The 13,266-nt window shown below is 63.4% G+C and carries 11 protein-coding genes and 1 pseudogene; 5 read left to right on the top strand and 7 right to left on the bottom strand.

Annotated elements, in window-relative coordinates; translation table 11 throughout:
• The first annotated feature begins 16 nt into the window (after positions 1–16).
• From ACAH01_RS04230 to ACAH01_RS04220, 3 genes are all read left to right on the top strand, one after another.
• Positions 17–1,789 carry an alpha-glucosidase gene (locus tag ACAH01_RS04230; RefSeq protein ID WP_372480347.1) on the top strand — a complete coding sequence of 591 codons (1,773 nt, stop codon included), beginning with the start codon at positions 17–19 and terminating at the stop codon, positions 1,787–1,789.
• Positions 1,786–3,519 carry an alpha-glucosidase gene (locus tag ACAH01_RS04225; protein ID WP_372480346.1) on the top strand — a complete coding sequence of 578 codons (1,734 nt, stop codon included), beginning with the start codon at positions 1,786–1,788 and terminating at the stop codon, positions 3,517–3,519. Before ACAH01_RS04230 ends, ACAH01_RS04225 begins: the two co-directional genes overlap by 4 nt.
• 376 nt (positions 3,520–3,895) lie before the next feature.
• Positions 3,896–4,657: a winged helix-turn-helix transcriptional regulator gene (locus ACAH01_RS04220; protein ID WP_372480345.1), complete on the top strand. Its 762-nt coding sequence runs from the start codon at positions 3,896–3,898 to the stop codon at positions 4,655–4,657.
• Positions 4,658–4,746: 89 nt separating this feature from the next.
• Here ACAH01_RS04220 and ACAH01_RS04215 read toward each other — a convergent pair.
• The 5 genes and pseudogenes from ACAH01_RS04215 to ACAH01_RS04195 form a co-directional block, all read right to left on the bottom strand.
• Positions 4,747–5,088 (bottom strand): annotated as a pseudogene (locus tag ACAH01_RS04215) (glycosyltransferase family 2 protein); the annotation flags it as partial.
• Positions 5,089–5,187: 99 nt separating this feature from the next.
• On the bottom strand, positions 5,188–6,117 hold the full coding sequence (locus ACAH01_RS04210) for an NAD-dependent epimerase/dehydratase family protein (protein ID WP_372480344.1): 930 nt from the start codon (positions 6,115–6,117) through the stop codon (positions 5,188–5,190).
• A 13-nt stretch (positions 6,118–6,130) separates the two neighbouring features.
• A complete protein-coding gene (locus tag ACAH01_RS04205; RefSeq protein ID WP_372480343.1) occupies positions 6,131–6,313 on the bottom strand; it encodes a hypothetical protein in 183 nt (60 codons plus the stop codon).
• Positions 6,314–6,315: 2 nt separating this feature from the next.
• Complete coding sequence (locus ACAH01_RS04200; RefSeq protein WP_170092425.1) at positions 6,316–7,389, bottom strand: glucose-1-phosphate thymidylyltransferase; 1,074 nt, start codon at positions 7,387–7,389, stop codon at positions 6,316–6,318.
• Positions 7,390–7,392: 3 nt separating this feature from the next.
• The gene (locus ACAH01_RS04195) at positions 7,393–7,863 is read right to left on the bottom strand and encodes a cupin domain-containing protein (protein WP_372480342.1); all 471 of its coding nucleotides are present in this window, start codon (positions 7,861–7,863) and stop codon (positions 7,393–7,395) included.
• 112 nt (positions 7,864–7,975) lie between these two features.
• On the opposite strand from ACAH01_RS04195, the gene lhgO reads away from it, so the two are divergent.
• Together lhgO and rfbD are read left to right on the top strand one after the other, a co-directional pair.
• Positions 7,976–9,181, top strand: coding sequence for an L-2-hydroxyglutarate oxidase (gene lhgO / locus ACAH01_RS04190; RefSeq protein ID WP_372480341.1), 1,206 nt, complete (start codon positions 7,976–7,978; stop codon positions 9,179–9,181).
• Between the two features lie 30 nt (positions 9,182–9,211).
• A complete protein-coding gene (gene rfbD, locus ACAH01_RS04185; RefSeq protein WP_372480340.1) occupies positions 9,212–10,084 on the top strand; it encodes a dTDP-4-dehydrorhamnose reductase in 873 nt (290 codons plus the stop codon).
• A 31-nt stretch (positions 10,085–10,115) separates the two neighbouring features.
• Here rfbD and ACAH01_RS04180 read toward each other — a convergent pair whose 3' ends face one another.
• The gene (locus ACAH01_RS04180) at positions 10,116–11,030 is read right to left on the bottom strand and encodes a hypothetical protein (RefSeq protein WP_372480339.1); all 915 of its coding nucleotides are present in this window, start codon (positions 11,028–11,030) and stop codon (positions 10,116–10,118) included.
• A 181-nt stretch (positions 11,031–11,211) separates the two neighbouring features.
• Positions 11,212–13,248 carry a hypothetical protein gene (locus tag ACAH01_RS04175; protein WP_372480338.1) on the bottom strand — a complete coding sequence of 679 codons (2,037 nt, stop codon included), beginning with the start codon at positions 13,246–13,248 and terminating at the stop codon, positions 11,212–11,214.
• Positions 13,249–13,266 lie beyond the last annotated feature (18 nt).

The following is a 13,266-nucleotide window of genomic DNA, read 5'->3' as shown; positions in this document are numbered from 1 at the left end:
GCGCCGGTGAGCGACGGTGAGCGAGGCAGTCCAGCGGGTGCGAGCCGATCGCCAGTGGTGGAAAGAAGCCGTCGTCTACCAGATCTACCCGAAGAGCTTCTTCGACAGCGACGGCGACGGGATCGGTGACCTCGCTGGCATCACCGAGCAGGTCGACTACCTCGACGCGCTCGGGGTCGACGCGGTCTGGCTCTGTCCCGTCTACGACTCGCCACAGGCCGACAACGGCTACGACATCAGCGACTACCGGTCGATCTTCGACACGTACGGCGACCTGGCCGACTGGGAGCGCCTCCTGTCCGAACTCCACGACAGGGACATCAGGCTCGTCATGGATCTCGTCGTCAACCACACGTCCAGCGAACACGAGTGGTTCCAGCGCTCGCGCCGCCGCGAGGGCGAGTACGCCGACTACTACCACTGGCGCGACGGTCGCCCGGCCGCGGAGGCCGACTACGACACCGACGACGGCCCCGCCGACGAGGTCGCCCCCAACAACTGGGAGTCGATCTTCGGCGGCCCCGCGTGGGCCTACGACGAGGAACGCGAGCAGTGGTACCTCCACCTCTTCGACGAGAGCCAGCCAGACCTCAACTGGGAGCACGAGGCCGTCCGCGAGGACGTGTACGAGATGATGGGCTGGTGGCTCGACCGCGGGATCGACGGGTTCCGCATGGACGTGATCAACCTCGTCTCGAAGACGCCGGGGCTTCCGGACGGCGATCCCGACGGCGGCCTCGTCGGCGCAGAGCACTTCATGAACGGCCCCAAGGTCCACGACTACCTCTCGGAGCTGGTCGCCGAAGCCATCCCGGACGACGACATTCTCACCGTCGGCGAGACGCCGGGGGCGAGCGTCGAGGACGCCCAGCGGTTCGTCGGCGAGGACGGTCTCTCGATGGTGTTCCAGTTCGAGCACGTCAACGTCGGCCACGAGGGCGACAAGTGGTCGCTGGAGGACTACTCGCTGGTCGAACTCAAGGAGAGTCTGGCACGCTGGCAGAACGGACTGGCCGACGAGGGGTGGAACAGCCTCTACCTGAGCAACCACGACCAGCCCCGGACCGTCTCTCGGTTCGGCGACGACGGGCGGTATCGCGACCGTTCGGCGAAGCTGCTCGGGACGCTGCTGTACACGCTCCAGGGGACGCCGTTCGTCTACCAGGGCCAGGAGATCGGCATGACCAACGCCCCCTTCGAGTCGAAGTCCGAGCTGCGAGACGTGGAGTCGATCAACTTCGTCGAGGAGGCCATCGAGAGCGGCGCGGCCGAGAGCTACGAGGACGTACGCGACGCCGTCGAGACCGTCGGCCGCGACAACGCCCGCACGCCGATGCAGTGGTCCGACGACGAGAACGCCGGCTTCACCGACGGCGAACCGTGGCTCAAGGTCAACCCCAACTACGACGCGATCAACGTCGAGCAGGCACGCGCCGACCCGGACTCGGTGTGGCACTACTACCGCGAGCTCGGCGACCTCCGCGCGGACCGGGACCTGCTCGTCTACGGCACGTTCGACTTGCTCGCGCCCGACGACGAACAGGTGTTTGCCTACACCCGGACGCTGGCCGACGAGCGCGCGCTCGTCGTCCTCAACGTCTCGGCGCAGGCGGCCACGTTCGCGGTCCCCGACGAGGCTGGCGACGACCTCGAACTCGCGATTGCGAACGTGAACGCCCCCGAAACGCCCGGCAGCACCGTCGAACTCGATCCCTACGAGGCGCGCGTCTATCTGACGCCCGCGGATAGCACCGACCGACCGACGACCACGAACTCCGATTCGACATGAGCACGAACACACTCACGACGCTGGAGCACATCGACCGCGAATGGTGGAAAGAGGCCGTTGTCTACCAGATCTACCCCCGAAGCTTCAACGACACCGACGGGGACGGCGTGGGCGACTTACAGGGGATCGTCGACAAGGTCGACTACATCGACTCGCTGGGCGTCGACCTCGTCTGGCTGTGCCCGGTCTATGGCTCGCCCAACGAGGACAACGGCTACGACATCAGCGACTACCACTCGATCATGGACGAGTTCGGCGACATGGCCGACTGGGAGCGCCTGCTGGCCGAACTCCACGATCGGGACATCCGGCTGATCATGGACCTCGTCCTGAACCACACGTCCAGCGAACACGAGTGGTTCCAGCGCTCGCGCCGCCGCGAGGGCGAGTACGCCGACTACTACTACTGGCGCGACGGTCGCCCGGCCGCGGAGGCCGACTACGACACCGACGACGGTCCCGCCGACGAGGTCGCCCCCAACAACTGGGAGTCGATCTTCGGCGGCCCCGCATGGAGCTACGTCCCAGAGCGCGAGCAGTGGTACCTCCACCTCTTCGACGAGAATCAGCCGGACCTCAACTGGCGGAATCCGACCGTCCGTCGGGCGATGAAAGACGTGGTCTCGTGGTGGCTCGACCGCGGGATCGACGGCTTCCGCATGGACGCGGTGTCTCACATGTCCAAGACCGACGGCCTCCCGAACGGCGACCCCGATGGCACGCCCACCGGGATCGAACACTTCAGCCACGGCCCCCGGCTGGAGGAGTACCTGACCGAGCTGTCGGCGGACGTGCTCTCGAATCACGACATCACGACCGTCGCGGAGATGGGCCACACCTCGATCGAGCAGGCCGCAAGCTACCTCGAAGACGACGCCGTCGGGCTGGACATGATCTTCCAGTTCAGCCACATGGGCGTCGACGGCGGCTGGGACCCCGAGACCGTCGGCGAGTGGGATCTCACCGAGTTCAAACGGATCATGTCCGAACGCCAGGACGCGCTCGCGGACCGTGGCTGGGACGCCCTCTTCCTGGGCAACCACGACCAGCCCCGGATCGTCTCCCGGTTCGGCGACGAGGCCGCCCACCGCGAGTCGGCCTCGCTGATCGCGACCTTCCTGCTGACGATGCGGGGGACCCCTTACATCTACCAGGGCGAGGAGATCGGCATGACCAACGCGGACTTCGAGAGCCTCGACGAGATCGACGACCCACAGACGGTCGGTCGCGTCGAGCAGTACATCGCCGACGGCGTCGCGGACTCCTACGAGGAGCTTCGCGAGGTCGTCAACGCCCAGAGCCGCGACCACGCCCGGACGCCGATGCAGTGGTCCGACGAGGCGGGCACGGGCTTTACCGACGGCGAACCGTGGCTCAAGTGCAACGCCGACTACACCGACATCAACGTCGCCGCCCAGCGAGACGACCCGGCGTCGGTACTGAACCAGTACCGGACGCTGATCGACCTCCGCCAGTCGACGGACGCGCTGGTCTACGGCGACTACGAGCTACTCACGCCCGAGGACGACCAGCTCTACGCCTACACGCGGACGCTCGACGACGAACGGGTGCTCGTGGTGCTCAACTGGTCGAGCGAGTCGGCGACGTTCGAGGGCAGTGAGATCGAGGCCAGCGATGCGACGGTGCTGTACGGGAACCACGACGACCCGCCGACCGATCCCACCGGAGCGTCGCTCCGGCCGTGGGAAGCCGTCGTCTACAGGCTGTAGGGCTCTGCCCCTCGTCGCTCGGCGACGCCGACTTCGCAGGCTGTTTCCGGTCAGGCGGTTCGAGGGCTCCTTGCTCACAACCCGTTCCCGAACGGTACTGTGAACGTCGAACAGCCAGTTCACACGATCGTTACCACGCAGCGTGTGCGGGGTGCTGACGTAGATTTCACAGAGACGTGTCTCCCCGCGAGCGCCGGGCACACCGACAGCGACGACCGAACTGTCCAGGTACGTTCGGTCTACGAACGTGTGTGCCCGTTTTGATACAACGATAGATGATAGATACACCAGCACCACGAAACGCCGACCAATTTCGAATCTGATTCTGTGGAATCATCGGAACAGCTTAAGTGAAGGCTGTCGTACAGGTTCGCCGATGGACGCTGATGGCACGACAGAGACCGTAGTTGCCGAGCCGGACGGGAGCGAGCCGTCGCAGCCGCGAGCACTGATTCACAAAAAGATACTCGACACCGCGCAGTCGAATCCGACGGCGGCCACGGCAGAGATCGCTACAGAGGTCAGCGGTGTCTCGGTCGAACTCGTCGAACAGGTCCTCCAGGAGTACGGCGACCCGGCAGCGGAAGACGACCAATCGACCGAGAGCGACGAGCAAGACGCCGTCGGCGACGCGACATCCCAACCGGAAGACGACGAGGCCGAACCACGTCTCTCGGCCGAGACAGACCCGAGCGAGGACGGCGAGGTCGTCGACCTCGCGGCGCTGGACGAAAAGCAGCGCGAAACGCTGCGGGCGATCCACAGGCAACCGACGGCGACACAGGCAGAGATCGCCGACACACTCGACGTGAGTCGTGCGACGATCCCCAAGCGCGTCAACGACATCCCGGGATTCGATTGGCCGTCGAGACAGGCGTTCGTCGAAACGCTGTTCGAGACGGACCCCGGGAGCGATGACGACCTGACAGCCATCGAGGAATCACTGACCGAATCCCTGGAAGAGGTGACGGCGCGAATCGAGACGATCGAGAGGCAACTCCAGACGACGACACCCGCAACGAACGACGTGCACGTCGAACCGGAGTTGCTCCACAAGGTCGTCCACGCCTGTATGGACGCCGAGTACGTTGCGACACCAGAGAGAGAATCAACAACATACGGAATGGGGAATCGATGACCCGTTATCAACCGAACTGTCTTATGCTCTGTTGAAACACGATGGTTTATTCGAGCGGTTGTCCATACCGCGTGTTTTGAAATATACTCTCCGACCGTCTCCAAGTAATCTGGTGGAAAGTGTGTGTCATCGTTATAGCAGCAAATAAAGGAGCCGGATGATGCTTCAATACCACGATTAATTCCTCTTGAGAATCCCAAATTAGACTCGTTTTCAATTAATTTAAACCTCTTATCGCCCAAGTAGTTGTCTTTGACTATTGATTTAGTATTATCATCACTATTGTTATCGACAACAATTACCTCGAAATCGCGAATACTTTGGGACTTGACTGAGTTGAGAGTTTGTCGAATGTCATCCTCAGAATTCCATGTTAGAAATATGAGCGAAAATTTAGGATCCACTGTCGTACCCTGTTTTTTATAGCTCATTATTTGATGCTAAATTCTAAGTTCGTACATTTGATTAATTCTGAGTGATGAAATGAACCAGTCTGTGAGGGAATAGTCATAGCAATTATAGACAACATATTACACAAACGCTCGGAACTTATCAGACAGTTCTTCGACGCCCTGATCGAGCGTGTACGCCGTCTCGAAGCCTTCCGAGCGGATCTTCTCGTCGCTGACGATGTAGGACAGCTGATTCAGCTGTTCCGCCTCGGTGTAGCCGATCTCGACGTTCGGGAAGTGGTTTTCGATGGCGTCGACGACATCTTGCAGGCGACCGTTCTGGCCGACGACGTTGTAGGCCTCCCCGTCGCCCAGGTTCTCGGCTGCGAACAGCATCGACCGCACGGAGTCCTGGACGTGGAGATAGGGGCGTTTCTGATCTTCGGCACCCTCGTAGACCGTCAGGGGCTCACCCATCGCCGCCAGCAGGGCGAACTTGTCGACGACGGTGTCGAAGCGCATCCCCGTGGTCCAGCCGTAGACGGTTCCCAGGCGGAGTCCGGTCAGGCCCATTTCGCCGTCGTAGAGGTCGAACATCTCCTGTTCGGCGGCGAGTTTCGCCTCCCCGTACGGGGACTCGGGCTCGCAGTCGAAGCCCTCCTCGATCTTTTCTTCGGTCGTTCCGTACACCGAGCAGGTGACGGCGTTGACGAACTCGTCGACGCCGGCTTCACGAGCGTCCTCGAAGAGGTCGACGGCAGCCTCGTGGTTGACCTCCCACGTCTTTTCCGGGATGTCGAACGTCTCGGGTGCGTTCGTGATCGCCGCGAGGTGAAAGACCGTATCCACGCCGTCGAGTGCCGCCGCGCGGTCCTCAGCGTTACGGATGTCGCCCTCTACGAAGTCGTAGTCGGCGTAAGAGGGAAGATCCCACAGCGCGTGGAAGCGCGGCTGTCGGAAGTTGTCCATGATCCGGATCTCTTCGCCAGAGAACGCGGGATGATCGGGGATCTCGCGAATCAGCCGCGAGCCGATGTATCCCAGGCCACCAGTAACGAGTACTGTCATGATTAGCCCCTCGTCACTCCATCCTATATTTGTCTCGATTCGCGAGGATGTGCTCACGGTCGTCGTCCGCGAGGTCCGAAAACCGGAGGACGGCCTCGCAGTCGAGACCGGGGCACTTCATCTCGCGTCGACTTTCGAGGACGTTTCCCGCCACGACGGTCCCGCAGTCGGGGCAGCTGAGTGTGATGATACGCATTGTTATAGTTCGAGCGTGGAGTTGCGGCCGACGACCATTCGGTCTCCGGCAGGTTGTTTCTCGTCGCTTGACGTGATCGTCGCTTGACGGCCGACGAGGCTATCGACGATTGTTCGCTCCGCAGAGATCTCGTTGTCGCCCATCGTGACGCTGGCCTCGATGTGGACGTCGTCGATCTCTGAGTCCGCACCGATACTCGTGTACGGTCCAATGTACGCGTTCGAGCCGATCCGAGTGTTCGGACCGATCGAGACCGGACCGCGAACGACGGCACCCGCTTCGATGACGGCACCGTCGTGGAGTTCGACGCGACCGATGACGGACTCTTCGTCTTCGACAGTGCCGGCGAGGTCACGCTCGATCGCGTCCAGGACCAGTCGGTTGGCGTGGAGCACGTCTCCCGGTTTGCCGGTGTCTTTCCACCACCCGTGGACGACGTGTGACTGGATTCGGTTGCCGTCGTCGAGGAGTCCCTGAATAGCGTCGGTGATCTCCAGTTCACCGCGCCAGGACGGTTCGAGACGCTCGATCTGGTCGAAGATCGCCGGTGTGAACACGTAGATGCCGATCAGTGCGAGGTTCGACGGCGGATCGTCGGGTTTCTCGGCGAGTTCGGTGATGTCGCCGGCTTCGTTCCGGCCGACGACGCCGTACCGAGACGGCTCGTCGACCTCCTGCAGGCCGATCCCGGCTGCGTACTCCTCTGGATCGAAGTCCGCGACCATCTCCTCGATCCCCTCGCGCATGAGGTCGTCACCGAGATAGACGACGAAGGAGTCGTCGCCGACGAAGTCCTTCGCACAGCCAATCGCGTGTGCCAGCCCGAGCGGATCGCCCTGAACGAGGTACGTGATGTCGACGCCGAAGTCCGACCCGTCACCCAGGTGTTCCTGGATCGCCTCACGACCTTTGTGACCCAGGACGACGCCGATCTCGGTGATACCGGCCTCCTTGAAGTCCTCGATCGCGTAGTCGAGCACCGGCTTGTTCGCGATAGGGACCAGTTGCTTCGGGCCCGTGTGCGTGATTGGGTAAAGACGCGATCCCGTCCCGCCTGCGAGTAGGACTCCCTTCATGATCTACTCGTGTGGGGGCTCTTCCCAGTCGAGCGGGATCCGGTCAGTGTCGTAGGGCAGCCGTTCCTCGTCGGGGTCCTCGTAGTCGTAGAGGTTGGTCGGGAAGTTGAGCAAGAGGACACGCTCGTCGCCGACAGCCTTGAACCCGTGCCAGCAGTCGCCCGGAACGCGGATCGCGTTCATGCTACCCTCGCCGATGATGTACGTGTCGAGTTCGCCCTCCGTGGGTGACCCCTCGCGGTCGTCGTAGATGCCGACCTTCGCTTTCCCCCGAGGAACGACGAAGTGGTCGATCTGACCACGGTGGTGACGATGCCACGCACGGACGATACCTGGGTACGTCTCCGAGAAGTAGGACATCTCCGGTTCGTCGTCACCGGCATAGAAGTCCCAGTCTGACCGCCAGATCTCGGTCAGTTGTCCACGCTCGTCGGCGTTGATCTGGAGGTCTTTGACTTCCACGTCGTGTATCATTTGTTTGCAATCTGGCCAACTCCTCCGTGGCTATTACTTCTTTTGATGCAGCCGACACGCGGGGAAAGTTGAGTAACACAAACCTCAATACCGTAGAATAGCAGTACCAAATATGCCAGAGTACGACGTTGCGATCGTCGGGGGCGGATGCGTGGGCTGCTCTGTGGCCTATCACTTGGCAACGGAAACGTCGCTCGATATCTGTGTCGTAGAGAAAGAGCACCATCTCGCACAGCACCAGAGTGGTCGCAACTCCGGCGTTTTGCATCCCGGATTCAATTACCCACCGGGCTCGCTGAAAGCCAAGTTTGCGACGGAAGGCACGAAACGGATGAAATCGTACTGTCGCCAGAACAACATACCCATGGAAGAGCTCGGCGTCCTCGTCGTCGCTACCGACCAGCAGGAGCGACGCCGTCTCTCAGAGATTCAGGACCAGGCGACCGAAAACGGCGTCGAGACCGAAATTCTCGAAGACCGGGCGGCCATCCGCGAACACGAACCACACGCGGCCGGCCAGGCAGCGCTCTACTGTCCGGAGGCTGCGTCTGTCGATTCACAAAAGTACGTGTATTCGCTCGCTGGCGATACGGAGGACCTCGGTGTTGATTTCTTCACGGGCTATGAAGTAGAGCGCGTCCTGCGGTCCGGCGATACCCATCACGTGGAAACGTCCAACGGCACGATCACGGCTTCCTACCTGCTGAACGCCGCCGGCCTGTACGCCGATAAACTGGCACACCAAATGGGCGTCGGAGAGCAGTACCAGATCGTTCCGTTCCGCGGCGAGTACTACGAGCTCGTCCCGAAGAAGCGCGATCTGGTGAACTCGATGATCTACCCAACACCGGACCCAGAGCTTCCCTTCCTCGGTGTGCATTACACGCGGCGGACAGACGACAAGGTGATCATCGGTCCGAACGCGGTACTGGCCTTCGGCAGAGAGGCCTACGAGAACACTCAGTTCGACGTTGCAGAGCTCGCCGAGACCTTCGGTTACCAGGGTTTCTGGAGGCTGTTTTCGTCCTCGAAGATGGTTCGCGTCGCGCTGACAGAACTCAACAAATCGTATCGGAAAGAAGCGTTCGTCGACGCGGCGAAGTCGTTGGTTCCGTCGGTTGAACCCGACGACTTCGAGAAGAGTTACGCGGGAATTCGGGCCCAGATTCTTCGAGACGACGGGACACTCGTCAAAGATCCGCTCTTCGAGCATGGACCCCGGTCGACGCACGTGCTGAATGCGGTCTCACCGGGACTCACATCGTCGTTACCGTTCGGTGAGCACCTGTCAGAGGCGATCCTCGAACGGATGGAATGAGTTTAGAACCTCTGTTTGGAACATCACGATATGCGACTGCTCGTCATCGGTGGCTCTGGACTCGTCGGTACGAACATCGTAGAGGAAGCCGAGGCCGCAGACATCGACGTTCACGCGACCTACCACACGACACAGAGAGACCATACCGGGATTCAACTGGACAAGACGGACCCGGAACAGACGGCAACCGTCATCGAGGACCTCGAACCCGATGCTGTCGTCGACACGGCCGCGTTTCACGCGGTCGACGACTGTGAAACTGCGCGTGAACGTGCATGGCGTGTGAACGCGACGGGCACGAGGAACGCGGCGGTCGCGGCCGACGAAGTCGGTGCTCACTTCGTCTACCTCTCGACCGATTACGTGTTCCCCGGGAATCCGACCGAGACACCGTACGTCGAAGACAATCCCGTCTCACCGCTCAACTACTACGCAGAGACGAAGTACGCGGGCGAACGCGCGGCCCGGATCGCGGACGAGGCCACGGTGCTCCGTACGAGTGTCGTGTACGGTCTCGCGAACGAAAACTTCGTCACGTGGGTGTTTGGTGAACTTGAATCGGGTAACGAGATGCAGATTGTCGACGATCAGGTATCGACGACGACGTACGCACCCGATCTGGCGAGAGCGTGTGTCGAAGTTGCCCGCGGGGGCGACACCGGTCTGTATCACGCGGCTGGGCCCGTCGCTCAGTCCCGCTTCGAGTTCACTCGTCAGCTCGCGGAAGTGTGTGGCTACGACCCGACACACGTCACGCCGATCACGACCGAAGAATTTGGTCAGGAGGCACCGCGACCAGCAGACGGCAGTCTGGACTCGTCGCGTCTCTACGAGACGATCGACTACCGGTTCCGTGAGCCAGCGACCGCGTTCGAAGAGATGCGAGAGCGCCGAGCCAACTGAGAGGACCGAACCAGAGAGCCCCGGACGGGCCTCACCCCCGCCCCGGCCCGCCTTCCATGCTGGCTTTCGAGAACGAGTACTCCTCACCGGCGACCGTCAGCCCCCGGTAGTACGCGTCGAGCACCGAGGGGCCGTCGTAGGGATCACCGCGGCCGACGCCGACCATGAGGACTTCCGCGTCGCCGTAGGCCGACAGCGGCGTCTCGCCGATGTCCACGAACAGCTGGGACGGGGCGGACAGTTCCTGCCAGGCCGGCTCGGCGTCCTCGTCGAGTTCGACGCCCACGTCGCGGGTGTGCCACTGGCCGGTCCCGCGGTCGGCTTCGACTTCGCGCATCAGCGCCGTCAGCCGACCAGCGACGGCGTCGTCGACGAGCCCCGTGTCGGCCGCAGTGGGTTCGCGCACGACGAGCCAGACTTCGTCGGGGCCGACACCGGCCCGTTCGGCTTCGGTCCCGACGGCGGAGACGTTCTCGTCGGTGACCAGCCACTCGTAGGCGAGGCCGGTGCCACCGCCGTACGTGGCGAGATCCTCGACCGTGAGGTCTCGATCGGAGACGCCGACCATCGAGAAGCCGTAGTCGTAGGTCACGCCGTCGTCGCCGCTGTGCTCGCCGTCTGATTCGTCGTCGGACCCGCCCCCTCGCCCGCCGCCACGCTCTCGGCCCGTGTCGGGGAGCGAGGTGATGTGGAGCACGTCCTCCGAGGATTGCCCTTTCGCCTGTCCGGGTTCAGTAGGGTCTCGAGCACTGGTGACGCTGACCGTCTCGCTCAGGCCGAGGAGCTGCTGCTCCTCGGTGAACTCGGCCGCAAGGTGGACGCCGTTCGTACTGGCCTGTCTGTCCTGGAGTTCCTGTACCTCTGCCGCCGACAGCGACGTCAGCGCTGTGCCTCCGACGAGGGTCGCACCGACGCCTCTGAGAAGCGATCGTCGATCGAATTGCATGGGAATTCGCGAGAACGTACGAGTCCACCGTTCATTGTTAGCCGCGCGGAAGCGACGCCACAGATCGATAAGCACGGCTTTGCGACGAGACAGCGTGGGTCCAGAGACAGAATCGCGTGGGGGACAAAGCGGAGCTTACCAGGGCGCAGTTCGCTGTCGTCGACGCGATCACACAACAGCGCTAGTCGTCCGCCGGCTCGGCGGGGTCGCGTTCGAACAGGGAGCGAGCGGCGTCGATCGTCGCCGCGGCGTCGTCACGGTCGATTCCCTCGGCCGAGAACGCGGCGCGTTCGTACGTCTCGACGATCCGTTCGAGCGCGGTCCGCTCGGCGTCGTCGAGCGCCTCGCTCCGTTCGAGGAGTTCCCAGTGCGTGTCCGTCGAGGACGCCTCCAGGTAACCGTCTCGCACGCCAGCGTACGCGGCGCGGACGGCCGCACCCGCGGCACCGCCGTCGAGGAACCGGTCTGCCCGGTCGAGTGCCGCCGCGAGCGCGTCGTCGGCAGTGGGGGTCGCTGTCCGTGTGGGCGTCGAGCGGTCGACGGCCTCGTCCGGAGCCTCCTCGCGAGTCCGACGACGACGGACGAACAGCCCACCTCCAGCGAGGATCACGACACCGGCCGCGATCGTGAACCAGCGTCCGTCACCGAACAACCAGTTCACGACACCGCCGTCCGACGCGTTCACATCGGTCGAGATCGTCACCGTCGCACGGCTCGATTCGAGGTTGGTTCCGCCCCCGTCGAAGCGAGCGCCCACGTCGACGGTCGCGGCGGACCCGTCGGTGGGGAGCGTCGCGGCGAAGCGACCGTCCTCGTCGGTCCGGACCGTCGTCACGAGACTGCCGTCGCGAGTGATACTCACCGTCTGTGAATCGACCGGATCGCCAGCCTCGGTCGTGAGCTGGCCGGTCAGCGAGACGTTCTCGTCGGCCCGCGTCGCGTCGACCGAGAGGGTCGTCGGCGTCGACACCACGTCGACGGTGGCGTTCGAGCCGGCGGTGGTGATCGCTCGCTTCGACAGCGCCGTCGACACCCGTAGCGATCGTTGGCCCGGAGACACGCGTGCGGACAGGTTCGATCGGAACCGGACGCGGCCGCGTTCGTCGGTCGTCGCCCGCCCGAGCGAGACGCCACCGAGCGTCGCGGTCAGTGGAACGCCCTCGACGGGCTCGCCCTCGACTTCGAGCACGGCAGTCCCGCCGGCCGGTCGTCCGTAGCTCGTCTCCTCGGTCGCGTTCCGGACCGTCAGCGTCGCGGGCACCTGCTCGACCTCGACGGGGAGCGTCGCGCTAGATCCGAGGTAGATCGAGGCGTTGTCTGGCACGTACTGGACCGTGACTGCCGACGCATTGTGGGGAAGCGTCCGCGGACGGTAGGCGAGCTCGAAGCGACCGTCGCTGTCGGTCGTGATCTGGTGGGGGCGATCCGCGATCTCGATCACCAGGCGCTCGTTGGCGACGGCGGTTCCGTTGGCCGTCGCGAGACGACCGGTCAGCCGGAGCGGGTCGTCGTAGGCGATCGCGCGGGTCGCGTCGAGCACCGTCAGGTTCGTCTCGACGAACGTCTGGCGTCGCACCGTCGTCGCGGTCTCGGTGGTGTTGGTGGTGACGTTCCGGACGGCCGTCTGTTCGGCGGCCGTGTCGATCCCGGTCTGGTTCCCGAGTCGGGCGTAGCCCTGCGTGACGCTGGTGCTGGTGTCGTTGACCCGGTCGGCCAGCCGTGCCATCTCGCGGGCCGCCGCTCGTGCTTCGGACGTGTTGCCCTCCCGACGGGCCGACTGGTAGCGCTCCTGGGCGCGCTCGAAGCGCTGGAGTTGCGTCGTGAGATTGCGCTGGTTCTGGCCGACCTCGCGGTACGTCTCGCCGGCGTCCCCGTCGCCGCCACCGCCGGTGTCACCGGCGACGTCGACGTACTGTTCGAGTCGAGAGTCGTAGTCGTCGCCGAGGACGGCCCGCGCACGTTCGTACTCGCCTTCGCTGAGGGCGACGGAACTCGACTCCAGTTGGCTGTCGAGTCGGTTTCCGAGCCAGCGGCGAAGCTGTTGGACGTCACCAGAATCCGACACCGAGTCGGGGTCCTCGTGCTGGACGGTGGCGTTGGTCGTCTCGTCGGGCGTCGCCGTCGACTGGGCGACGGCGGCGTCGCTGGCGACGCCGGTGAGGGCGATGCCGGTCAGACAGAGACACACGACACAGGCGACGGTCCAGCGGTCCGACACTGTCTTGACGAGAGTACC

It is taken from the genome of Halomicrobium sp. HM KBTZ05 (assembly GCF_041530035.1).
In the GTDB taxonomy this organism is placed as follows: domain Archaea; phylum Halobacteriota; class Halobacteria; order Halobacteriales; family Haloarculaceae; genus Halomicrobium.
This window is presented reverse-complemented; position numbering and strand designations above follow the sequence as displayed.